Raw genomic sequence first — 23,681 nt, 5'->3', positions numbered from 1 at the left:
AAGTACTCGAAGTATCGGTGTCCGGCGGCTCCCGTTCCCGCCGCCCTCACGACCACAAGTAGAGCACACAATTCAATTGCCCACAACTAAATGACCCGCAAGCGCTACGCTTGAGCCATGACCGCGACGACCCCGACCCCCAGCCCCGCGCCCGAGGCGGAGTGGCTCCGCCTGGACCGCCAGATCTGCTTCTCCCTGCACGCCGCGTCCCGCGCCTTCAACGGCGTCTACCGCGTGATCCTCAAGGACCTCGGGCTCACCTACCCGCAGTACCTGGTGATGCTGGTGCTGTGGGAACAGGGCGACCTGCCGGTCAAGAAGCTCGGCGAACACCTGCGCCTGGACTCCGGCACCCTCTCCCCGCTGCTCAAGCGCCTGGAGGCGGCGGGCCTGGTGCACCGCGAGCGCAGCGCGCTCGACGAACGCTCGGTGGACGTACGGCTGACCGAGGAGGGAACCGCACTGCGGGAGCGGGCGCTGGAGGTACCGCGGAGGATCGTGGCGGCGACGGGCTTCGACGTGGAGGAGATCCGCGACTTGAAGGCGCGACTGGATCAACTGACGGGGACTCTGGACGCGGCAGCCCTGGAAGAGGGTTCCCGCTGAAGCGCCCTCTGCTTCCAGGTTTTCAGGGGCGCGGGGCTGTTGTCGATGTGCGGCTGCCGCCGCGTGGGCGCGACCGGCCCCCGCCGGCCTGCAGCCCGGACTCCTCCGAACCCCCCCGAATCGGCCGCACGTACAACCTCACAGCAATACGGTCGATCACCATCTCCTCCCGCAGCACGAACTGCTGGTTCAGCACAGCGAACTTCGCCCGCTCCGTTCCCAACCGCGGCCGATACCCGCTCACCAGCGCGTACTTCTCCATCACGGCCCACACCTCGTCGGCCCCCGCCAACCTCCGCCGCAGCGTCCCCACCCCCACCTCGCGCCCGTACAACGTCCCGGACTCCGCCCCCGGTTCGGCCAGTGCAACATCCCTCGTGGCTTTGAAGTCGGCGGGATACGCGAGCTCCGCCCCGCGCGCGTGGGCCGGCAGGAACAGCACGGGGTCGCCGGGCCGCAGCACACGGGCCACGGCCGCCGCGACCGCGCCGAGGTCGTCCGGACGGGTGCCCGGCACCCGGTCCGCCCGCAGCAGCGGCAGCTGGTGGGTGAAGGCGAGGAGAACCGCCAGGACCCCGGCCAGGGTGAGCGCGTGCGACCGGGACGGCGCCGCCTGCGCGCCGCGGGACCAGAGCCGGCCGAGCACCCGGGCGATCTGGTCCGCACCGAGCGCCACCAGCAACGGCGCCCCGGCGAGTGCGTACAGTACGTACCGGTCGACGTACAGCGGTGTGAACTGCGAGGCCAGCATCAGCGCCACCGGTGGCAGCACCGCGAGCGGCAGCGCGACCGCCGCGAGGGTCACCTCACCGCGCCTGCCCACCAGCCGCGTCAGTCCGAGCAGCCCGAGCGCCAGGCACACCCAGTACACCCGGTCGGTCGGTCCCAGGTACTGGCGCAGCAACTCCTGCGCGGTCTCCACGTCCGGCTCCCGCAGCCAGGCCACCTGGGCCGACTGTCCGTGCGAGACCACGACCATCGGCAGCAGCGACAGCCCCACGCCCCCGGCCGCGCAGCCCCACCGCCGCCACACCCTTCCCGACGAACGGGCCAGCGCCAGGGTTCCCGCGTGTGCGAGCAGCAGCAGGACGGCGAACTCGTGCAGCCAGCAGGTGACTCCGAGGACGGCGCCGTACCACCACCAGGCCCGCCGCCCCTCCTCCCGCACCGCCCGGACCAGGAGCAGCGTCGCGCCGGTGGCGCCCGCGGCGACCAGGGCGTACGAGCGGCCCTCCTGCGCGTAGTGGCCGACCAGCGGGGTGACCGCGTACAGCAGCCCGGCCCACAGGCCGACGCGCGGCCGGGCCAGGCGGCTGCCGAGAGCGGCCACCAGGCCCGCGGTACCGGCCGCCGCGCACACCGAGGGCAGCCGGAGGACGACCTCGCCGGGGTGGCCCGGGTCGGCGGAGAGGACGAAGTGCATCAGCAGGTAGTACAGGCCGTGCACCGCGTCGACGTCGTGCAGCAGCAGCCAGATCTGCGGCACCGTGCGCCGGGCGACCTGGTAGGTGACGGCCTCGTCGCGCCACATGCCGCCGCGGTGCAGCCCCCAGAACCCGACGGCGAGCATCACCGCGGCCGGGGCGGCCACGGCGAGTAACCGGGCGGCGCGCGGCCACCGGGGCGGGCCGCCGAACGGGCGCGGCCGACTCCGTGGAGCCGGCCGGCTGTCGTCTTCTGTTCGCGTCGTTCGCGGATGTGCTTTTACGAGAGACCCGATACTCACCACGGCCCGATCTTTTGCGATTAGCCAACCTTTGCCGGGTAATGACGGCGTATCGGCATGGATACACCATCCGCGCGGCTTACGCTCGCCGTCGATGAATCGCCACCCGTACACTCCGCTTCCGCGCGTCCCGTTCGCCCCGTCTGTTCGACTCCCGCGTCTGCGCCGCCCGTCCGGCCACTCGCGCCTCCCTCCGCACCTCCGGCCACGTCTCTTCCCCCCGCTCCTCCGACTCGCCGTCGCCTGGACCGCCACGCGCACGCTGATGCTGTGGCTCCTCGCCCACAACAACGAGCGACCCCTGGGTCACGGAGCGGTCGCGCGCGAAGTGTGGCGGCTGTACTTCCACTGGTACGGCGTGCTGTCGCACGGCGCGTTCCCGGCGCACGACACGCTGTGGCAGTACCCGCCGGGCGCCGGCGCGGTACTGCTGGCGCCCGGCCTGGTGCCCGGACTGAGCTACTTCCAGGCGTTCGTGGCACTCACCCTGGCCACCGACGCCCTGGTCACGGCGGCACTCGCCCGCGCGGGCAGGCGCCCCGGCCGCACCCTGCTCGGCGCGGCCCTGTGGACCGGCGGCCTGCCTCTCCTGCTGCACCTCCCGCTGGCCCGTTACGACGTGGAGGTCACCGCCTTCGCCGTGCTCTCCCTGCTGGCGCTGTCGCGCTCCACGCGCGCGTGCGGTGCGCTCGCGGCGCTGGGCGCGCTGGTGAAGGTGTGGCCGGCGCTGGTGCTGCTGGGCCTGGAACGCGGGCGTCCGACCCGCAGCGCATGGCTGACCGCGGCCCTGACGGGGACCGTGACCCTCGCCGTCTTCGTGGTGTCGTTCCGCAACCCGCTCGCGTTCCTCCGTCAGCAGGGCGGCCGGGGCGTGCAGATCGAGTCGCTGGGCGGGACCGCGCTGAGCCTCGCACGGCACGCCGGCTGGCGGGGCACCACCCGCTACCAGTACGGCGCCATCGAACTGGTCGGCCCGCATGTGCGCGCGGTCGCGACCGCCTCCCTCGCGCTCACCGCGGCCGCCTTCGCGCTGCTGCTTCTGTGGCGGGTACGGGCCCGGCACTGGTCCCCGGCCACCCCGTACGACGCGGCGCTGAGCGCCGTACTCCTCTTCACCGTCACCAGCCGGGTGATCAGTCCGCAGTACATGATCTGGCTGCTGGGCCTGTCCGCCGTCTGCCTGACCTCACGGCACACCACCCAGCGCCCGGTCGCCGCGCTCGTCCTGGCGGCGACCGCCCTCAGCGCCGTCGCCTACCCGGCGTTCTACGCCGAGGTCGTCCACTGCACCTGGACCGGCTGCCTGCTGATGCTCGCCCGCAACGGCCTGCTGGCCACGGCTGCCGTACTCTCCCTCACCCGGCTGTGGCGCGCCACCCGCCGCCGCGAGAACACGTCACGTGTCCGCATGACCGCGCTGCGTCACGTCTCCCGTCCGCAGATGTCGGCTGCACCTGGTTCACTGAGGAGTGACCGCGGCTGACGAACACCACGGGCCAACTCACGAAGGGGACGGCCACACATGACCTGGCTGATCACCGGCGGCGCCGGCTACATCGGGGCGCATGTCGTACGCGCGATGGCGGAGGCGGGCGAGCGGACGGTGGTGTACGACGACCTGTCCACCGGCATCGCCGAGCGCCTGCCGCAGGACGTGCCGCTGGTGACGGGCTCCACCCTCGACGGTGAGAAGGTCGCGCGCGTGCTGGCCGAGCACGAGGTGACCGGGGTCGTGCACCTGGCGGCGAAGAAGCAGGTCGGCGAGTCGGTGGACCGTCCGCTGCACTACTACCGCGAGAACGTCGAAGGCCTGCGCGTCCTGCTCCAGGCCGTGACGGAGGCCCGGGTCCCGTCCTTCGTGTTCTCCTCCTCCGCGGCGGTCTACGGCATGCCGGACGTCGACCTGGTGACGGAGGAGACGCCGTGCGTGCCGATGTCGCCGTACGGCGAGACGAAGCTGGCGGGCGAGTGGCTGGTCCGCGCGACGGGCCGGGCCACCGGCCTGTCCACCGCCTCGCTCCGCTACTTCAACGTGGCCGGCGCGGCCCGTCCCGAACTCGCCGACGTCGGCGTCTACAACCTCGTCCCGATGGTCTTCGAGAAGCTCACGGAGCACGCCGCGCCGCGCATCTTCGGCGACGACTACGCGACACCGGACGGCACCTGCATCCGCGACTACATCCACGTGGTGGACCTCGCCGAGGCCCACGTGGCCGCGGCCCGCGCCCTCCAGGCCGAGCCGGGCCGCGCCCTCACCCTCAACATCGGGCGCGGCGAGGGCGTCTCGGTCCGCGAGATGATCGACCGCATCAACGCCGTCACCGGCTACGACCTCCCCGCGGCCGTCACCGCGCGCCGCCCCGGCGACCCGGCCCGCGTCGTCGCCTCAGCCGACCGCATCACCACCGAACTCGGCTGGAAGGCCAAACACGACGTCCAGGACATGATCGCCTCGGCCTGGGACGGCTGGGTACGCCTGCATCCGGAGGCCGCCCGGGGCTGACACACCGGCCGGGCCACCGGGCACGTGACGCCACGGCTCGGGCGCCGGGCGCGCGAGACCACGGTCCCGGCCACCCGGTGCGCGACGCGACGGGCCCGGCCACCAAGCGCGCGACGCCACCAGCCCATCCACCCGGTGCACAACGTGACGGGCCCGGCCACCAAGCGCGCGAGACCACCGGCCCATCCACCCGGTGCGCGACGCCACCGGCCCGGCCACCCGGTGCACAGCGCGACGGACCCGGCCGCCAAGCGCGCGAGACCACCGGCCCATCCACCCGGTGCACGCCTGACCACCACCCCGGCCACCCCGGTACGTGAGGCTCCGTCACTCCACGGTCCTGCGGACCTTTTTGACTTCCTCGGCGATGGCCCAGGCGTCCGCCACCGGGCCCACGTGGCCGAGTTTGTCGGGGTTGAGGACCAGGCGGATCGCCTGGACGCGGCCGTCGAGGATGTCGAGGGCGAAGGTCTGGAGGACCTTGCCGTCGCGGTCGCGGAAGATCGCGCCGGGCTGGCCGTTGACCTCGTGCTGCTCGCAGGTGACGTCGATCCGGAACAGCAACGGGACGACGGCGGCGAGGAGACGGGCCACGTTCGGGGCGCCCAGCACGGCGCGGGCCAGCTGCGGGGCCTTGCCGCCGGCGTCGCCCACCAGCGACACGTCGGCGGCGAGCAGGTCCTGCAGGCCGGCCAGGTCGCCTTCGTGGAGGGCCTCGAAGAAGCGTGTGGCCAGTTCGTCGCGTTCCCTGCGGTCCGCCTCGAAACGGGGGCGGCCCTCGGCCATGTGGCGCCGGGCCCGGACCGCCAGCTGGCGGCAGGCCGCCTCCGAACGGCCCACCGCCGACGCGACCTCGGGGAAGCCGAAGTCGAACACCTCGCGCAGGACGAAGACCGCGCGTTCCAAAGGGCTGAGCCGCTCCAGGAGCAGCAGGGCCGCCATCGACACCGAGTCGGCCAGCTCCGCCGACCGGACCGGGTCCTCGTAGGGGTCGGCCAGCAGCGGCTCGGGGAACCACGGGCCGACGTACACCTCGCGCCGGACCCGGGCCGAGCGCAGCACGTCGATCGAGATCCGGGTCACCGCCGCCGACAGGAACGCCTTCGGCGACCTGACCTCCGCCGGTGAGCCGGCGAAGCGCAGCCAGGCCTCCTGGACGGCGTCCTCGGCCTCGCCGACGCTGCCCAGCAGCCGGTACGCGATCGAGAACAGCAGCGGCCGCAGCTCCTGGAACTCCTCGGTCCTGTCCATCACGTCCACTCCCCCTTGTCCGTCGGAGTCTGCTCAGAAGGAGCCGGGGCCGAACCGGCCCACCGCGACGACCAGCGCCAGCGCCAGATAGAACAGGTTCAGCGCCACGAACGCCCGCTCGCCGCGCAGGCCGTGGGTGATCATCGCGCCGATCATCAGCAGGATCCAGGCGGCGGCGGTCACCGGCACCAGCACCGGCGCGATGCCGGTGACGGCGGGCAGCACCAGGCCCACCGCGGCCAGGAGTTCGAGGATGCCGAGCGTCCGCACGAAACCGTCGCCGACGTCACCGGTCCAGCCGCCCCCGTGCGCCATGGCCAGCTTCTCCCGGGGCACGAACGTCTTGCTGATCCCGCCCGCCAGCGCCACCGCGGCGAGCAGCCCGGCGGTGATCCACAGCGCGAGGTTCATCGTCCACTCCCTGTTCGAGGATGTCTGCGCCCTCTACGACGAGACGGCCGCAGCGCCTGTGACATCCACGGTCGAGTGGCTACAGCGCCTTGAGCGCCTCCGTGGTCCCGCGGGCCAGCGCCGCCAGATACCCCTTCGGCAGCTTCGGGGTGCGGATCACCACCGAGCGCCAGTACAGCGGGCCGGAGATCAGGTCCATGGCCAGGTCGTCGTCGAGGCCCTCGGCGAGTTCACCGCGCCGCTGCGCCGCCTCGATGATCTTGCTGGCGACGCCTTCCTGGCCCTCGCGCAGCGTCTTCTGCATGGCCTCGGCGATGTCGGGGTTGCGGGCCGCCTCGGCCTGCAGGTCCGGGATGATCTGCGAGGCGACCGGGTGGCGCAGCGCACGGGACGTGACCTCGTACAGCAGCCGCAGGTCGCCCTCCAGGGAACCGGTGTCGGGCACCGGCAGGCCCATCACGGCGAGGGCCGAGACGACGTCGAGGACGAGGTGCAGCTTGGAGCGCCAGCGGCGGTAGACGGCGGTCTTGCCGACGCCGGCGCGGCGCGCGATGCCCTCGATGGACATCCGGGCATACCCGACCGCCGCGAGCTCCTCGAAGACGGCGGCCCGGATGGCCTCGGTCACGTCCTCGCGGAGGACGGCCGCCCCGGCGGGGGCTCGTCGGCGCGGACGCGTCTGGGACTCCTCGGCGTTCGTCGTCATGCTCCCAGCATAGGGGCGTAACGACGAAACGGTTGCGTTCCGACGACACACCGGCACCGAGCCGCCACCCGAACGCCGCAACGAGGCCGCAACCCGGTCGCGCTGAACACGCCCCCGCTCACCGCCGTACCGAACACGCGCCCGCAACACACCGCAACGAATCGGTCGCGCCACGACCTCGAAAGTGTTACGGCACACATACGTCCGTGACGACGAAACGGTTGCGTTCCGACGCCAACTCCGCCTACGCTCCCGTTGCGACGATACGGTCCCGTCCCGACGTAAGAAAACGTGAAGAGAAGCGTAAGGAAACGCCGGATGTACGGGCCCGGCGCCCAGCCGGACGCCGCACCCCCACCCCCCGAGTGAAAGCAGCGGATGTGACCCAGGTCCTTCACACACCGCCCCCGGCCCCGGTCACGACCGAGGACGACCTCGCGGCGCTCGCCGCCCGGTACGGTCTCTCGGTCAGCGGCGCCCGTCCCTCCCTGCCGGAGTACATCCGCCAGCTGTGGGCGCGGCGGCACTTCATCACCGCGTTCGCCACCGCCAAGCTCACCGCCCAGTACGCCCAGGCGAAGCTCGGCCAGGTCTGGCAGGTCATGACCCCGCTGCTGAACGCCGCGGTGTACTACTTCATCTTCGGCATCCTGCTGGGCACCAAGCGCGGCGTCCCCGACTACATCCCGTTCCTCGTCACGGGCGTGTTCATCTGGACGTTCACGCAGAGCTCGATCATGGTCGGCACCCGCGCGATCTCGGGCAACCTCGGCCTCGTCCGCGCCCTGCACTTCCCGCGGGCCGCGCTCCCCATCTCCTTCTGCCTCCAGCAGCTCCAGCAGCTGCTGTTCTCCATGGCCGCCCTGGTCGTCATCCTGCTCTGCTTCGGCGTTCCGGTGGCCGCCTCCTGGCTGCTGGCCATCCCGGCGCTGATCCTGCAGTTCACCTTCAACGCCGGCTTCGCGATGATCATGGCCCGGTGGGGTGCCAAGACGCCGGACATCGCCCAGCTGATGCCGTTCGTGCTCCGCACCTGGATGTACATCTCCGGCGTCATGTGGAACATCGACAAGCTGACCAAGAACCACCACGGTCTGCCGAGCTGGGTGAACCCGGTACTCAAGGACAACCCGGCCGCCGTCTACATCGACCTGATGCGCTTCGCCCTGATCGACAGCTTCCACGCCAGCCAGCTGCCGCCGCACGTGTGGATCGTCGCGACCGGCTGGGCCCTGCTCTTCGGCGTCGGCGGGTTCATCTACTTCTGGAAGGCTGAGGAGACGTACGGCCGTGGCTGACAACGTGAGCGACACCCCCAGCATGAGCGACGACACCGGCATGAGCGACACCCCCACCGTGCGTGAGCCCCGCACCGTGAGCGACGTCCCCACCGTCGTCTGCGACGGCGTCGACATCGTCTACCGGGTCAACGGCACCGGCGCCGGACGCGGCTCCGCCACCGCCGCCCTCAACCGCATGCTGCGCCGCAAGCACGCGGAGCAGGCGGCCGGCGTCCGCAAGGTGCACGCGGTCAAGAACGTCTCCTTCGTCGCCTACAAGGGCGAGGCGATCGGCCTGATCGGCACCAACGGATCCGGCAAGTCGACCCTGCTCAAGGCTGTCGCCGGCCTGCTCCCGGTGGAGAACGGCGCCATCTACACCGACGGCCAGCCCTCCCTCCTCGGCGTCAACGCGGCCCTGATGGGCGACCTGACCGGCGAGAAGAACGTCTACCTCGGCGGCCTGGCCATGGGCATGTCCCGCGAGGAGATCAGGGAGCGGTACCAGGACATCGTCGACTTCTCCGGCATCAACGAGAAGGGCGACTTCATCACCCTCCCGATGCGCACCTACTCCTCCGGCATGGGCGCCCGGCTCCGCTTCTCCATCGCCGCCGCCAAGGACCACGACGTCCTGCTCATCGACGAGGCCCTGGCCACCGGTGACGCGTCCTTCCGCATGCGGTCCGAGGAGCGGATCCGCGAACTGCGCCAGCACGCGGGAACGGTCTTCCTGGTCAGCCACAACAACAAGTCCATCCGCGACACCTGCGAGCGGGTGCTGTGGCTGGAGCGCGGCGTACTGCGCATGGACGGGCCGACCGAGGACGTCCTCGCGGAGTACGAGGCCTTCACCGGCGACAAGTCCGACAAGACGAAGGCCAAGCCCAAGCCCAAGCCGCAGCCGAAGGCCGCCCAGCCGTCCTGAAGCATGACCTGCTGACGCCCATGAGCCGCGCCGTCGTCACACGGCGCGGCTCGTGTCCGTCTGGAACACCCACGTCCGGTAGACGAGGAAGCGGAAGGCCGAGGCGAGCACGATCGACAGCGCCTTCACCACGTTGGATTCCAGCGGCCCGTCGAGACCGAGGCCGTGATAACCGGCGTAGAACAGACCGCTTTCCAGCACGACACCCAGGCCGCTGAACACGAAGAAAAGTGCGATCTGCTGTCGTGTGCGCGAGGCCCGGTCGCGATAGGCGAAAAACCGGAAGCCCACGTAATTGGCGGCCATCGCCAGGCAGCTGGCCGCCACCGTCGCGGTCATGGCCGGCCAACGCAGGCCGTGCAGCAGCAGGTTGAAGGCCAGGAAATTGACGAGGACACCGCTGCCGCCGACGACCCCGAATTTCACGACCTCGAGGACGACGTGCGGGACCGGCCGCGCCACCGTGAGTTGCACTGTCACAGGGCAGACCATATCCGAGACATCCGGATTAGCAGGAAACGGTAAATTCAGCGTCCGTTTCCCCCTGGATATCGGCAAGAACAAACACCGGCAGGAAAGAAAGCGCCCCGGACCGTCACCGGCCCGGGGCGCCTTTCATGTCGTACGACTGCTTCGTACGGCTGCTTCGTACGGCTGCTTCGTACGGCTGCTTCGTACGACTACGAGTGCGTCCGCAGCAGCGTCCGCATCGTCCGCATGGCCACCGAGAGGTTGGCCAGGTCGAAGGAGTCCGAGCCGCGGATCTCCTCCAGGGTGGCCCGGGCCCGGCCGAGGATCGCGGCGTTCTTCTGCTCCCAGGCCTGGTAGCGCTGCTCGGGCGTCGACGTTCCGTTGCCCGCGGCGAGCACGTCGGCGGTGAGCATCGCGTGGGCCGCGTACAGGTCCTCGCGGATGGAGGCGCGGGCCATCGACTGCCAGCGGTCGGCCCGCGGGAGCTCGATGATGCGGTCCATCAGCTGGGTGACGCCGAGCCGGTCGGCGAGGTCGTAGTAGACCTCGGCGACGTCCAGCGGCTCCTTGCCCGTGCGGTCGGCCACCGAGACGATGTCCAGCGCCGGGAAGGCGGAGGAGAAGCCGGCCACGCGGGTGGCGACCTCGGCGGGCACGCCGGCGCCGGACAGCTCGTCGTACACGTGCTGATACCACTCCAGGTCCGCGCCGCGCAGCAGCTTCGGCAGCTGCTGCCAGACCTGTTCGACCCGCTCGGAGAAGAAGTCGACGGTCTCCAGGAGCTGGAGCGGCTGCGGCCGGTTGTTGAGGAGCCAGCGGGTGCCGCGCTCCACCAGGCGGCGGGAGTGCAGCCGGATCCGGGTCTGGACGGCCGCGTCGACCTTGTTGTCCAGTTCCTCGACCGCGTCCCAGACCGGGGCCGAGCGGAAGATCGCGCGGGCTGCGGTCTGCGCCCGGACGATCTCCTCCAGGGAGGCCCCGGTCTCCTCGCGCAGCCGGTGCAGGTAGGTCGTACCACCGGTGTTGACCGTGTCGTTGACCAGGACGGTGGTGGTGATCTCGCGGCGCAGCGGGTGGGTGGCGAGCGCGGCGGCGAACCGCTCGCGCAGGGCCGTCGGGAAGTACGCGTGCAGCAGGCTGCTCAGGTACGGGTCGTCCGGCAGGGTGGTGGCCAGCAGTTCGTCGGCGACCGTGATCTTCGTGTACGCCAGCAGGACGGCCGTCTCCGGGCCGGTCAGGCCCTGGCCGGTGCCGATGCGCTCGCGGATCTGGCGGTCGGTGGGCAGGAACTCCAGGGCCCGGTCGAGGTGGCCCTCCCTGACCAGGTGGCGCAGGAACCGCTGCTGGGCGTGGAGCATGTCCCCGGACTGGGCGAGCGCGTTGGCGATCGCCACGTTCTGCGCGTAGTTGTTGCGCAGCACCAGGGCACCGACCTCGTCGGTCATCTCGGCGAGCAGCTTGTTGCGCTGCTTGACCGTCATGTCGCCGTCCGCGACCGCGCCGTTGAGCAGGATCTTGATGTTCACCTCGTGGTCGGAGGTGTCCACGCCGGCACTGTTGTCGATGGCGTCGGTGTTGATCTTGCCGCCCTGGCGGGCGAACTCGATCCGGCCCAGCTGGGTCAGGCCCAGGTTGCCGCCCTCGCCGACGACCTTGACACGCAGGTCGGCGCCGTCGACGCGGATGGCGTCGTTGGCCTTGTCGCCGACGTCCGCGTTGGACTCGGTCGACGCCTTGACGTACGTACCGATGCCGCCGTTCCACAGCAGGTCGACCGGCGCCCCGAGGATCGCCTTCATCAGGTCGGCCGGGGTCAGCTTGGTGACCTTCTCCTCGATGCCGAGGGCCTCGCGGATGTGGCCGTTGACCGGGATCGCCTTGGCGCTGCGCGGGAAGATCCCGCCGCCCGCCGAGAGCAGGTCGGTGTCGTAGTCGCCCCAGCTGGAGCGGGGCAGGTCGAACAGGCGGCGGCGCTCGGCGTAGGAAGTGGCCGCGTCCGGGTTCGGGTCGATGAAGATGTGCCGGTGGTCGAAGGCGGCGACCAGCCGGATGTGCTCGCTGAGCAGCATGCCGTTGCCGAACACGTCACCGGACATGTCACCGATGCCGACGACCGTGAAGTCCTCGCTCTGGGTGTCGACGCCAAGCTCCCGGAAGTGCCGCTTCACGGACTCCCAGGCGCCGCGCGCGGTGATGCCCATGCCCTTGTGGTCGTAGCCCGCGGAGCCGCCGGAGGCGAAGGCGTCGCCGAGCCAGAAGTTGTAGCTGCCGGCGACCTCGTTGGCGATGTCGGAGAACGTCGCCGTGCCCTTGTCGGCCGCCACCACCAGGTAGGTGTCGTCCTCGTCGTGCCGGACCACGTCCTGCGGGGGCACGACCTCGCCGGCCACCATGTTGTCGGTGATGTCGAGCAGCGCCGAGATGAACGTCTTGTAGCTGGCGATGCCCTCCGCGAGCCACGCGTCCCGGTCCACGCCCGGGTCGGGCAGCTGCTTGGCGACGAAGCCGCCCTTGGCGCCGACCGGCACGATGACGGTGTTCTTCACCATCTGCGCCTTGACCAGGCCGAGGATCTCGGTACGGAAGTCCTCACGCCGGTCGGACCAGCGCAGACCGCCGCGCGCGACCTTGCCGAAGCGCAGGTGCACACCCTCGACCCGCGGCGAGTACACCCAGATCTCGAACGCCGGGCGGGGCGCCGGGAGGTCCGGGATGGCCTGCGGGTCGAACTTCATGGAGACGTAGGAGTGCGGCTTGCCGTCGGCCGTCTCCTGGAAGAAGTTGGTGCGCAGCGTCGCCTTGATGACGGTCAGGAAGGAACGCAGGATGCGGTCCTCGTCGAGGCTCGCCACCTGGTCCAGCGCCGCGTCCAGCTCTTCGAGGAGGGCGTCGGTGATCTCCAGGCCGGCCTTCTGCCGGTCCGGCGACATCCGCGCCTCGAACAGGGAGACGAGCAGCCGGGTGGTGTGGACGTTGTTGCGAAGGGTGGTCTCCATGTAGTCCTGGCTGAACGTGGAGGCGGCCTGCCGCAGGTACTTCGCGTACGCCCGCAGCACCATCGCCTGCCGCCAGCTCAGCCCGGCGCTCAGCACCAGCGCGTTGAAGCCGTCGTTCTCCGCCAGGCCGGTCCAGGTCGCCGCGAACGCTTCCTGGAAGCGCTCACGGCCGTCGTCGCCCAGGTAGTCGCCGTTGCCACCGCCGGAGACCTTCGGCATGCGCAGCCCGAAGTCGTAGATCCACGCGGTCGTCCGGTCCGAGCAGCGCAGTTCGTACGGCCGCTCGTCGATCACCTCGACGCCCAGCCGGTTCAGGACCGGCAGGACGGCCGACAGGGAGATCGCCGCGCCCTTGCGGTAGATCTTGAAGCGGCGCTCGCCGGGAGCGGCGCCCACCGGCTCGTAGAGGCTGAGGGCGAAGTCGTTGCCCGGTTCCTCGCTGAGCCGCTCCAGGTGGACCAGGTCGGCGACCGCCGCGCGCGGGGTGTGGTCGGCCTTGTAGCCCTCGGGGAAGGAGTTGGTGTAGCGGCGCTGCAGCTCGGCCGCGCGCTCCTCGCCGCACTCGGCGTTGAGCGCCTCGGCGAAGGCGTCCGACCAGGAGCGGGCCGCCTCGACCAGGCGGGCCTCGATGCGGTCCTTGTCGCCGTCGGACAGCTCGGGCAGCTCGGTGCCCTGCGGGACGCGGACGACGAAGTGCAGCCGGGAGAGGATCGACTCGGTGTTCCAGGCCGTGAAGTCGACGCTGATGCCGCCGAGCTCCTCCTTCAGGATGTCGATGATCCGCAGCCGGACGCCGGTCGTGTAGCGGTCGCGCGGGAGGTAGACGAGGGCCGAGTAGTAGCGGCCGTACTCGTCCTGGCGCAGGTACAGCCGCAGCCGGCGGCGCTCCTGGAGGTAGAGGACGGACGTGACGATCGACTCCAGCTCCGGGACCGGGGTCTGGAACAGCTCGTCGCGCGGGTAGGTCTCCATGATCTGCATCAGGTCGCGGCCGTCGTGGCTGTTGGGCGAGAAGCCCGCCCGCTCCAGCACGGCGTCGACCTTGCGGCGGATGACCGGCACCCGGCGCACCGACTCGGTGTAGGCGGCGGACGAGAACAGCCCCAGGAAGCGCCGCTCGCCCACCACGTTGCCGTCCGCGTCGAACTTCTTGACGCCGATGTAGTCCAGGTACGACGGCCGGTGCACGGTCGCCCGGCTGTTCGCCTTGGTCAGGACGAGGAGCTTGTGCTCGCGGGCCTTGGCGCGCGCGTCGGCGGGGAGCCGCTCGAAGGAGGGACTGACCGGGTGGCCCTCCTCGCCGGCGTGCTGCGGGTCGGAGCGCAGGATGCCCAGGCCGGTGCCGGGCACGGCGGCCAGCGAGTCGTCCTCGCGCAGCTGGTACTCGCGGAAGCCGAGGAAGGTGAAGTGGTCGGCGGCCAGCCAGCGCAGCAGCTCGCGGGCCTCCTCGACCTCGGGGCGCGGCAGGTCGGCGGGGACCGGCTCCTCGCCGAGGTTCTCGGCGACGCGGACGGCCGCCTCCCGCATCTTCTCCCAGTCCTCAACGGCCTCACGGACGTCGGAGAGCACGCGCAGCAGGTCGGCGGTGATCTGCTTGAGGTCGGAGCGGTCGGTCTCGCGGTCGATCTCGACGTGGATCCAGGACTCGATGTACGCGTCGTGCGGCAGTTCCTCGCCGACGGCCGGGGTGGGCAGCACCTCGATCAGCTTGCCGGTGAGGTCGCGGCGGACGGCGATCTGGGGGTGGATGACGACGTGGATCCCGCGCCCCTGCCGGGTCAGCTCGTTGGTGACCGAGTCCACGAGGAAGGGCATGTCGTCGGTGACGACCTCCACCACCGTGTGGGTGCAGGTCCACCCGTTCTCCTCGACGCTCGGGGTGTGGACCCGGACGTTCGCGGTGCCCTGGGGGCGGGTCTCGGCGAGGCGGTAGTGCGAGACGGCCGCGCCGAAGACGTCGACCGGGTCGCGGTCGGCCAGGTCCTCCGGTGCGGTGTGCAGGTAGTAGCGCTGGAGGAACGCGAAGACGGACTCCTGGTCCGCCTCTCCCGTCGTCCCAGTCGGTAGGTGCCCCCCGGCCGGGCTGTTCTCAGCTACCCGGGCGGCCCGATCGAGCAGCTCGGCCTTGGCTTCGTCCAGCTTGGTCTGCATTGTCCTCTGGCTCCTGTCGCGCGCCATTGCGTGACGTAGAAGGAAGTACGGGATCTTCCCCCTGCGGCTCGACGCCACGGCCGGGTTCTCCGGTCTGCTCCGACGCTATGCCGCAGGGTGAGACGAGCGGGGGGTATTGAGCCATATTCGAGCTGCTCCGCAGGTGTGACGCTGCTCTCGGCAGCACTCCTGCCTGGGCCGCCTTCGGCGCCCTCCGCCCGGGAAGACCAGCCACCGCCACCCGGTCACGGAGGTGCTCCGTGCTCACCGGGCGCAGGGCAGGGGCACCGATGCCCCCGCGAACTATCGCGCTGATCACGCCACCAAGGCTATCGCTCCCGACCGGGGGGCCGTCATGAGCCGTATGTGTACAAAACAGGGGGTGGAACTTTGACGTTCTGCACAGGGGCGCTGCGCCGGCTCGGCCTACACGGGGGTGGGGGGTGGCTGAAAACGGATGGTGAGGGTGCGGGTGCGTGGGGGCTGGTCGCGCAGTTCCCCGCGCCCCTAAAGGGGCGCTGCAGTCGCGTCGGCTACATAGCTGCGGCACCCGCCCAGCGCCGGTAAGCGACACCCCCGTCCCAGCCCACCCGCACCGCTCACGCCACCAGCCGCTCCGCCTCCTCGACCGCCTCCGCCAGCGAGTCCACGACCGGCACCCCGGCCTCCTCCAGACTCGCCCTCCCGTGCGACCCCCCGGTGTACAGCACCGCCTTCGCCCCCGCTGCCTGCGCCGCCACCGCGTCGTCCGCCGCGTCCCCGATCACCACGGTCCGCCCCGGGGCCACATCCGCCAGCTGCCGCAGATGCCGCACCATGTGCTCGGCCTTGCTGCCCCCCGACGGTCCGACCCGCCCCTCCACCCGTATGAAGTGCGGCTCGATCCCGAACCCCCGCACCAGCGGGACCAGTTCGTCATGCACGTACATGCTCAGCAGCGACTGGCTGCGCCCCGCCGAACGCCACCCGGCCAGCAGCTCGGCCGCCCCCTCGGTCAGCCCGCACCTGACGCGGTGCTCGGCGTAGTACCGGTGGAAGATCACGTCCATGACCTCCCACTCGGCGTCCGTCGGCAGCCGCCCCATCAGCCGCTCGTAGAACTTCGGCACCGGCACGCAGTACAGCGCCCGGTACTGCTCCAACGTGATCGGCGCCAGGCCCAGCTCGGCCGAGGCGGCGTTCGTCGCCCCGATGATCGCGTCGTTGTCGTGGAACAGCGTCCCGTTCCAGTCCCAGACAATGTGTGCGCTTTCGTGCTTCCCCATGCCAAAAACGCTACCCGCCAGCACTGACAATCAAGACCTCCGGCACATCACCGCAGGTCACAGCTGCCTCGTCGGCCCCCGGCGACCTCTGTCGGACTCCGCCGGCCTCGCTTCAGCCGCGGAGCCCCACCAGGTTCGGGATCTCCTGTGTGGCGTACCAGAGCAGTTCGTGGTCCTCGGCCCCGTCCACGACGAACTGCGCGTCGTCGTCCCCGCCGTCCGCCGCCTCCAGCGCCCCGGCGGCCGCCGTCACGTCCTCCTCCGCGTCGTCGGAGTCGACGTGCACCGAGGCCGCCTTGGCCAACGCCACCGTCCCGGTCACCCGGACCTCGCCCAGCGCCGCCGGGTCGAGCCCGCGGTCCGGGTCGGCAGCCGCCGTGCCGTCGGGCACGTCGACGGCGACCACCACCCGGCGCCGCAGCGCGTCCGGGGCGGCGGCCAGCAGCCGCAGCGAGGCCAGCGCGGCCCGGTTGAGCGCGGCGTACTCCAGTTCCTCCATGTCGTCGGAGAGGTACCACTCACGCAGCGCGGGCGTGACGGCGTAGGCGACGAACGGACCGGTCCCCAGCTCGCCCGTCTTGTGCGCCTCGGCGAGCCCGGGGAGGGTCAGGGGGACGTAGACGCGCATGGCTGGGCCGCTCTCTTCCGGACTCTTCGACTCTGCTTCGGCATTGCGCCTCCCGGAAGGCCTGGCGCCTTCCGGAGGGCCTTCAGGATACGTGCGGGCGTCCCCTTTCGGGTCCCGGCCGGTGACGTCGGGAGCGTCCACCCGACGCCCCGCGATTCACCCGGTGCGGCCGCCCGCCCAGCGGGTTTCCGGCACCTGCGACCACTCGGATAGGTGAACATTTCCGGACCCCCGACACGGACCGCCGCCGCCTTGCTGTCGCCGTCCCGGCCCCCGTACAAGATCCGTAACCGAAAGTTACCGCCCGGTACCCGCCGGGCCCGCCGAACGGGGACCCCCATGAACAAGGTCATGACCAGGACCGCCCAGCTCCGCCCGGTCACCAGGCCGCCCGGCCGCCGCGACTCCCGCCGCCCCGGCGCCCCCTCCTCCCGCCGGCCGCTCACGCCTCCGGCGGCCCCGCCGGGCCCCCGCCCCACCGACCTCTTCGCGGAGCGGCTGCTGGCCGTCCTGAGCGGCCGTCGTCCCGTCCACTGGATGCTCCGGCACACCGCGGGACACGCCTACGACGACCTGGCACGCCTCGCCGAACGCGGCCCCCTGCGCACCCGCGGCACCGACCCCGTCGTCCGCGACATCGGCTACTACGTCGCCCGCGCGGGCGCCCTGGAGGTCTTCGCCCGCATCGCCGCGGGCGACCGGCTGCGGGCGCTGGCCTTCCGTCTGGAGCGGGGCGCGGACCTGCGCTGGCGCTGCACGGCGGTGGAGATGGGCGGCCCACGCGCGCCGCACGACGACTGACGGCGGGAGGCCGGCCCGGCCTCCCGCCGTACCCCCAAGCCGAAGGGCCGGCCCCCCTTCCCAGGGGGACCGGCCCTCGTGGAGCGCTCGTCGGCGCCAGGGGTTACTTCCTGCGGCCGCGGCGGCTCTTCGCCTGCTTGCGGCGCTCGGCGCGGGTCAGGCCGTCGGCCTCGGAGCGGGCCGGCTCGTCCTCGTCGTAGTCGAAGTCGCCCTCGACGATGCCGCCCTCGCCGTCCACCGTGGCCGCCGAGAAGTGCATGCCCCGGCGCTGCGGCGCCTCAAGACCCTTCGCGCGGATCTCGGGACGGGAACCCGCCTGGGCCGGAACCGCGTCCTGGACGCCCTCCGCCGCCTCGGTGTCCTCGACCGGGACCTCCTCGACCTGCTGCTCGACCTGGACCTCCAGGTTGAACAGGTAGCCGACGGACTCCTCCTTGATGCCGTCCATCATCGCGGTGAACATGTCGAAGCCCTCGCGCTGGTACTCGACCAGCGGGTCCTTCTGGGCCATCGCGCGCAGGCCGATGCCCTCCTGGAGGTAGTCCATCTCGTAGAGGTGCTCGCGCCACTTGCGGTCCAGGACCGACAGCACGACCCGGCGCTCCAGCTCACGCATGATCTCGGAGCCGAGCTGCGTCTCGCGCGACTCGTACTGCTCGTGGATGTCGTCCTTGATGGACTCGGAGATGTACTCGGCGGTGAGGCCCGCGCGGTCGCCGGCCGCCTCCTCCAGCTCGTCGACGGTGACCTTGACCGGGTAGAGCTGCTTGAAGGCGCCCCACAGGCGGTCGAGGTCCCAGTCCTCCGGGAAGCCCTCGGCGGTCTCCGCGCCGACGTACGCGTCGATCGTGTCGTCCATGAAGTGCTGGATCTGCTCCTGCAGGTCCTCGCCCTCCAGGACGCGGCGGCGCTCGCCGTAGATGACCTCGCGCTGCCGGTTGAGCACCTCGTCGTACTTCAGGACGTTCTTACGGGTCTCGAAGTTCTGCTGCTCGACCTGCGACTGCGCGGACGCGATCGCGCGGGTGACCATCTTGTTCTCGATCGGCACGTCGTCCGGCACGTTCGCCATGGACATCACGCGCTCGACCATCTGGGCCTTGAACAGGCGCATCAGGTCGTCGCCGAGGGAGAGGTAGAAGCGGGACTCGCCCGGGTCGCCCTGACGGCCGGAACGGCCGCGCAGCTGGTTGTCGATCCGGCGCGACTCGTGCCGCTCGGTGCCGAGGACGTAGAGCCCGCCGAGGTCCTTGACCTCCTCGAACTCGGCCTTGACGGCCTGCTCGGCCTTCTCCAGGGCGGCGGGCAGCGCCTGCGCCCACTCCTCGATGTGCTCCTCGGGGTCGAGGCCGCGCTGGCGCAGCTCCGCCTCGGCGAGGTCCTCGGGGTTGCCGCCGAGCTTGATGTCCGTACCACGGCCGGCCATGTTGGTGGCCACCGTGACGGCACCCTTGCGGCCGGCCTGGGCGACGATCGAGGCCTCGCGCTCGTGGTGCTTGGCGTTGAGGACCTCGTGCTGGATGCCGCGCTTGGAGAGCTGCTGGGAGAGGTACTCCGACTTCTCGACGGAGGTCGTGCCGACCAGGATCGGCTGGCCCTTCTCGTGCTTCTCCGCGATGTCGTCGACGACCGCCTCGAACTTGGCGACCTCGGTGCGGTAGATCAGGTCCGACTGGTCCTTGCGGACCATCGGCCGGTTCGTCGGGATCGGGACCACGCCGAGCTTGTAGATCTGGTGGAACTCGGCGGCCTCGGTCATGGCCGTACCGGTCATGCCGGACAGGCCCGGCTGTTCCTTGCCGTTGTGGTCGTGGCGCTTGTAGAGGCGGAAGAAGTTCTGCAGGGTGATCGTGGCGAGGGTCTGGTTCTCGTCCTTGATGTCCACCCCTTCCTTCGCCTCGATCGCCTGGTGCATGCCCTCGTTGTAGCGGCGGCCGGCGAGGATACGGCCGGTGTGCTCGTCGACGATCATGACCTCGCCGTCGAGGACGACGTAGTCCTTGTCCTTCTTGAAGAGCTCCTTCGCCTTGATGGCGTTGTTCAGGTAGCCCACCAGAGGCGTGTTCACCGACTCGTAGAGGTTGTCGATGCCCAGCCAGTCCTCGACCTTGGAGACGCCGGACTCGTGGATGGCGACGGTGCGCTTCTTCTCGTCGACGTCGTAGTCGCCGGTCTCCTCCTGGCCCTTGAGCGGGTTGCCGGCCTCGCCCTTCTTCAGGCGCAGGACCAGCTTGGCGAAGTCGCCGTACCACTTGGTGGCCTGGTCGGCCGGGCCGGAGATGATCAGCGGCGTACGGGCCTCGTCGACCAGGATGGAGTCGACCTCGTCGACGATGGCGAAGTTGTGGCCGCGCTGGACGAGCTCGTCCTGGGCCCACGCCATGTTGTCGCGCAGGTAGTCGAAGCCGAACTCGTTGTTCGTGCCGTACGTGATGTCGCACGCGTACTGCTCGCGGCGCTGGGCCGGCGTCATGTTGGCGAGGATGCAGCCGACGGTGAGGCCCAGGAACTTGTGGACGCGGCCCATCATCTCGGAGTCGCGCTCGGCCAGGTAGTCGTTGACCGTGATGAGGTGGACGCCCTTGCCCGCCAGCGCGTTGAGGTACGCCGGCAGGGTGCCGACGAGGGTCTTGCCCTCACCGGTCTTCATCTCGGCCACGTAGCCGAGGTGGAGGGCCGCGCCGCCCATGATCTGCACGTCGTAGTGGCGCTGGCCGAGGGCGCGCTTGGCGGCCTCGCGGACGGTGGCGAACGCCTCGGGGAGCAGGTCGTCGAGGCTCTCACCGTCGGCATAGCGCTGCTTGTACTCATCGGTGAGGGCCCGCAGCTCGGCGTCGGAGAGGTCGACGAAGTCCTCTTCGATGGAGTTGACCTGGTCCGCGATGCGGTGCAGCTTGCGCAGGATCTTGCCTTCGCCTGCACGCATGATCTTCGAGAGGACGGACACGGGGGTTAGTCTCCTTGCCGGTCGGGCCTGGGAGGGTCGGTTTCCATTTGACGTACTGAGCAACGGCCATCGTATGCGAGGACCCGGCCGTGTCGGGAGGCCTGTCGGCCCGACGGCAGCCCGTCGCCTTTCAGAGGGCCCTGCCGGCCCACTTCGTGCTTCATCCGGGACAACGGCCGGGGCGGGCGGATAGTGCCGCGCCGGAGCGAGGAATTGCGCGAAATGTGATCACGCGCTCACGGAGAGCGAAATCGATGGCGTACCGGACGCACTGGCGAGCAGAATCAGCCGATGGAACCCGTCACGCTCACCACTCCTCGTCTGCTGCTGCGCGCGGTCGGCCCGCAGGACACCGACGCGGTGTACGCGGCCGTCCAGGACCCCGACATCCAGCGCTGGACGACGATTCCTGCGCCCTACCTCGCCGAGCACGCCCGCAGTTTCACGGAGCAGATGGTCCCCGACGGCTGGTCCGAGGGTTCGATGTTCACCTTCGGCGTCTTCCTGCCGACGGGCGGCCTGGCCGGGATGCTCGCCCTGACCATGCGCTCCCTGGGGACGGCCGAGGTGGGATTCTGGACCGCCAAGGAGCACCGCGGCCATGGCTACACCGCCGAGGCCACCCTCGCGGCCGCCCGCTGGGCGTTCACGCGGATCGCGGTCGACCGGGTCGAATGGCGTGCCGAGGTCGGCAACCACGCCTCCCGCGCGGTCGCCGAACGCGCGGGCTTCACCGTCGAGGGCACCCTCCGCTCCTCCCTCAACAACAAGGGCGTACGACGCGACTGCTGGGTGGGTTCCCTGCTCCCCTCGGACCTGGGCCTGCCGTCGGCGGCGCCCTACCTGCCGGCCCCTGCGCAGAGCTGAAACCCCAGCTCGTGCCCGGCTGTCAGTGCCACCGTCTAGGGTCCGGTCCATGACGACCCTCCCGCGCCCCGCCGCCGCTCTCTCGGCGGACGAAGCCCGCCGTATCGCGCTGAAGGCACAGGGCTTCATCGGCGCCCCCGACCGCCGCTCCGGCGTCCGGGGCGTGCTCCGCCACCTCGGCGCGGTCCAGCTCGACACCATCTCGGTCCTCGCCCGCTCGCACGAGCTGATCCCGTACGCCCGCCTCGGGCGCGTCGGCCGCAGGACGGTCGAGGCCGCCTACTGGCAGGACGCGCACGCCTTCGAGTACTGGTCGCACGCCGCCTGCATCCTCCCCATCGAGGAGTGGCCGCACTTCGCCTTCCGCCGCCGCGCCTACCGCGACCGCCCGCACTGGAACCACGACCTTCCCGACGGCGCCTACGACCAGGTCATCAAGCAGCTGCGCAGCGAAGGCCCGCTGACCGCGACGGAGTTGGGCGGCGCGAAGAAGACCAGCGAGTGGTGGGACTGGTCCGGCACCAAGGTCGCCGTGGAGCGCGCACTGATGTACGGCGAGGTGGTGTGCGTCGAGCGGCGCGGCTGGAAGCGGGTGTACGACCTCGCCGAGCGCGCCGTCCCTGGCGCGCTGCTCCACGACGAGCTGGACGACACCGAGTGCCTGCGCCGCCTGGTCCGGCTGGCCGGCCAGTCGCTGGGCGTCGGCACGCGCGCGGACATCGCCGACTACCACCGCCTCAAGGGCGAGCAGGTCGACGCGGTGATCGCCGACTCGGGCCTGGTCCCGGTGGAGGTGGAGGGCTGGGGGAAGCCCGCCTGGGCGGACCCGGCGGCCCTGGCCGCACCCCCGCGCGGCCGGCACCGTACGACGCTGCTCTCCCCGTTCGACTCCCTGATCTGGGACCGGGCGCGCACGGAGCGGATCTTCGGCTTCACCCACCGCCTGGAGGCCTACGTCCCGAAGCCGAAGCGGGTGTACGGCTACTACGCGATGCCGGTGCTGGCCGGTGGCCGGCTCGTGGGCCGGGTGGACCCGGCGCGCGAGGCGGGCGGCGTCCTGGTGGCCCGCCAGGTCACGCTGGACGGCCCGAAGGCGGTCCCGGCGGTGGCGGAGGCGCTGGTCGAGGCCGCGAGCTGGGTGGACTGCACGACGGTGCGTGTGGAGCGCGTGGACGCCCCAGAGCTGCGCGAGCCGCTCATGAAGGAGGTGACCCGCTTCCTGATCGCGGCGCTGCGCTGACCGGCGCCGGGCCGGGCCCGGCGCGGCCTCAGCGGATCTCGAGGATCTTCTCCCGCATCGCGTAGACCACCGCCTCCATCCTGGAGTGCAGCTGCAGCTTCTCCAGGATGTTGCGCACATGGTTCTTCACGGTGTTCTCGGAGATGAACAACTCCTTCGCGATATCGCGGTTGTTCATCCCCGTGGCGACCAGCTTGAGCACTTCGAGTTCACGGTCGGTCAGCCGCGGTGCCGGCACCAGTCGGCGCTCGTCGGTGCGTTGGATCATCGACTTGAACTCGGTGAGGAGTTTCGACGCCATGGACGGGCTGATCTGCGACTGCCCGTCGGCCACTGCGCGGATGGCGGTGGCCACCTCGTCGGTGGAGATCTCCTTGAGGAGGTATCCGGTCGCGCCCGCCTTGATCGCGTCGTAGAGATCGGCCTCTTCGTCGCTGATCGTCAGCATGATGATCTTCGCGCTGGGCGCGACCTCCTTGATGGAGGTGCAGGCCTCGATACCGCCGCGCTTGGGCATCCGGACGTCCATCAGCACGATGTCGGGCAACAGGTCGGCGGCCTTGTCGACGGCCTCCGCGCCGTCGCCCGCCTCCCCGACGACCTGAATGTCCTCCTCGGCGGCGAGCACGATCTCCAGTCCGCGGCGGAAGAGGGCATGGTCGTCGACGACAAGGACTCTGATCGGTTCCTTGCGTGGAGTACCGCCCGCGTCCGGGCCCATGCCGACGACGCCGCCGTCGGCATCACCGTCCTGCATCGGTCCGAAGCTGTCCGCCATCGTTCCTCCCCCTGAAGGCTGTGGCCTGTGGTGCTGTGCCATCCGCCAACCCAAGGCAGCGGCCCACCGATTGGGCCGCCCTGGCCATGATTCCATGCCCGGGCGCCAACGGGGTGACCGAGCGGG

General features: G+C 70.7%; 18 protein-coding genes. 8 read left to right on the top strand and 10 right to left on the bottom strand.

All coding sequences use genetic code 11. The annotated features are described in order from the left end of the window. The first annotated feature begins 117 nt into the window (after positions 1 to 117). Entirely contained in the window at positions 118 to 606 is a 489-nt protein-coding gene (locus tag ACFY6U_RS27690; protein ID WP_351499605.1) for a MarR family transcriptional regulator, read from the top strand. A gap of 22 nt (positions 607 to 628) precedes the next feature. On the opposite strand, the gene ACFY6U_RS27685 is transcribed toward ACFY6U_RS27690, so the two are convergent. Continuing rightward, the gene (locus ACFY6U_RS27685) at positions 629 to 2,197 is read right to left on the bottom strand and encodes a glycosyltransferase family 39 protein (RefSeq protein ID WP_390042483.1); all 1,569 of its coding nucleotides are present in this window, start codon (positions 2,195 to 2,197) and stop codon (positions 629 to 631) included. Between the two features lie 400 nt (positions 2,198 to 2,597). Here ACFY6U_RS27685 and ACFY6U_RS27680 point away from each other — a divergent pair, with 400 nt between their 5' ends. Together ACFY6U_RS27680 and galE are read left to right on the top strand one after the other, a co-directional pair. Continuing rightward, a complete protein-coding gene (locus ACFY6U_RS27680; RefSeq protein ID WP_390042482.1) occupies positions 2,598 to 3,815 on the top strand; it encodes a glycosyltransferase 87 family protein in 1,218 nt (405 codons plus the stop codon). A 39-nt stretch (positions 3,816 to 3,854) separates the two neighbouring features. Next, entirely contained in the window at positions 3,855 to 4,835 is a 981-nt protein-coding gene (galE, locus tag ACFY6U_RS27675) for a UDP-glucose 4-epimerase GalE (protein ID WP_390042481.1), read from the top strand. Between the two features lie 327 nt (positions 4,836 to 5,162). On the opposite strand, the gene ACFY6U_RS27670 is transcribed toward galE, so the two are convergent. The 3 genes from ACFY6U_RS27670 to ACFY6U_RS27660 form a co-directional block, all read right to left on the bottom strand. Further along, positions 5,163 to 6,086, bottom strand: a complete 924-nt coding sequence (locus tag ACFY6U_RS27670) for an RNA polymerase sigma-70 factor (RefSeq protein ID WP_390042479.1) — start codon at positions 6,084 to 6,086, stop codon at positions 5,163 to 5,165. A gap of 33 nt (positions 6,087 to 6,119) precedes the next feature. Next, the gene (locus tag ACFY6U_RS27665; protein ID WP_390042477.1) at positions 6,120 to 6,497 is read right to left on the bottom strand and encodes a DoxX family protein; all 378 of its coding nucleotides are present in this window, start codon (positions 6,495 to 6,497) and stop codon (positions 6,120 to 6,122) included. Between the two features lie 79 nt (positions 6,498 to 6,576). Continuing rightward, positions 6,577 to 7,203, bottom strand: a complete 627-nt coding sequence (locus tag ACFY6U_RS27660; RefSeq protein WP_089106574.1) for a TetR/AcrR family transcriptional regulator — start codon at positions 7,201 to 7,203, stop codon at positions 6,577 to 6,579. Positions 7,204 to 7,583: 380 nt separating this feature from the next. On the opposite strand from ACFY6U_RS27660, the gene ACFY6U_RS27655 reads away from it, so the two are divergent. Together ACFY6U_RS27655 and ACFY6U_RS27650 are read left to right on the top strand one after the other, a co-directional pair. Continuing rightward, on the top strand, positions 7,584 to 8,501 hold the full coding sequence (locus ACFY6U_RS27655; RefSeq protein WP_390042475.1) for an ABC transporter permease: 918 nt from the start codon (positions 7,584 to 7,586) through the stop codon (positions 8,499 to 8,501). Positions 8,502 to 8,541: 40 nt separating this feature from the next. Beyond that, positions 8,542 to 9,411, top strand: a complete 870-nt coding sequence (locus ACFY6U_RS27650; RefSeq protein WP_390042961.1) for an ABC transporter ATP-binding protein — start codon at positions 8,542 to 8,544, stop codon at positions 9,409 to 9,411. Positions 9,412 to 9,447: 36 nt separating this feature from the next. On the opposite strand, the gene ACFY6U_RS27645 is transcribed toward ACFY6U_RS27650, so the two are convergent. From ACFY6U_RS27645 to ACFY6U_RS27630, 4 genes are all read right to left on the bottom strand, one after another. Next, on the bottom strand, positions 9,448 to 9,891 hold the full coding sequence (locus ACFY6U_RS27645) for a GtrA family protein (protein ID WP_390042473.1): 444 nt from the start codon (positions 9,889 to 9,891) through the stop codon (positions 9,448 to 9,450). Between the two features lie 200 nt (positions 9,892 to 10,091). Next, positions 10,092 to 15,029, bottom strand: coding sequence for an NAD-glutamate dehydrogenase (locus ACFY6U_RS27640; RefSeq protein ID WP_390042471.1), 4,938 nt, complete (start codon positions 15,027 to 15,029; stop codon positions 10,092 to 10,094). Positions 15,030 to 15,628: 599 nt separating this feature from the next. Next, positions 15,629 to 16,294 (bottom strand): HAD family hydrolase, encoded by a 666-nt coding sequence (locus ACFY6U_RS27635; protein WP_390042469.1) that lies wholly within the window; start codon positions 16,292 to 16,294, stop codon positions 15,629 to 15,631. A 112-nt stretch (positions 16,295 to 16,406) separates the two neighbouring features. Continuing rightward, positions 16,407 to 16,922, bottom strand: a complete 516-nt coding sequence (locus ACFY6U_RS27630) for a DUF6912 family protein (RefSeq protein WP_390042467.1) — start codon at positions 16,920 to 16,922, stop codon at positions 16,407 to 16,409. A 339-nt stretch (positions 16,923 to 17,261) separates the two neighbouring features. Between ACFY6U_RS27630 and ACFY6U_RS27625 the strand changes: the two genes are divergently transcribed. Beyond that, positions 17,262 to 17,723 carry an Rv3235 family protein gene (locus tag ACFY6U_RS27625; protein ID WP_390042465.1) on the top strand — a complete coding sequence of 154 codons (462 nt, stop codon included), beginning with the start codon at positions 17,262 to 17,264 and terminating at the stop codon, positions 17,721 to 17,723. Positions 17,724 to 17,826: 103 nt separating this feature from the next. Here ACFY6U_RS27625 and secA read toward each other — a convergent pair whose 3' ends face one another. Further along, positions 17,827 to 20,670 carry a preprotein translocase subunit SecA gene (gene secA, locus ACFY6U_RS27620; protein WP_390042463.1) on the bottom strand — a complete coding sequence of 948 codons (2,844 nt, stop codon included), beginning with the start codon at positions 20,668 to 20,670 and terminating at the stop codon, positions 17,827 to 17,829. 291 nt (positions 20,671 to 20,961) lie between these two features. On the opposite strand from secA, the gene ACFY6U_RS27615 reads away from it, so the two are divergent. Then, complete coding sequence (locus ACFY6U_RS27615) at positions 20,962 to 21,537, top strand: GNAT family N-acetyltransferase (RefSeq protein ID WP_390042461.1); 576 nt, start codon at positions 20,962 to 20,964, stop codon at positions 21,535 to 21,537. Positions 21,538 to 21,586: 49 nt separating this feature from the next. Continuing rightward, positions 21,587 to 22,777 carry a winged helix-turn-helix domain-containing protein gene (locus ACFY6U_RS27610; RefSeq protein ID WP_390042459.1) on the top strand — a complete coding sequence of 397 codons (1,191 nt, stop codon included), beginning with the start codon at positions 21,587 to 21,589 and terminating at the stop codon, positions 22,775 to 22,777. Between the two features lie 28 nt (positions 22,778 to 22,805). On the opposite strand, the gene ACFY6U_RS27605 is transcribed toward ACFY6U_RS27610, so the two are convergent. Further along, the gene (locus tag ACFY6U_RS27605) at positions 22,806 to 23,555 is read right to left on the bottom strand and encodes a response regulator transcription factor (RefSeq protein WP_351501473.1); all 750 of its coding nucleotides are present in this window, start codon (positions 23,553 to 23,555) and stop codon (positions 22,806 to 22,808) included. Between the last annotated feature and the right edge of the window lie 126 nt (positions 23,556 to 23,681).

It is taken from the genome of Streptomyces sp. NPDC013157, assembly GCF_042899865.1.
Taxonomy (GTDB): domain Bacteria; phylum Actinomycetota; class Actinomycetes; order Streptomycetales; family Streptomycetaceae; genus Streptomyces.
Note: the sequence above shows the minus strand (reverse complement) of the source record. Positions and strands in the feature narration are given on the sequence as shown.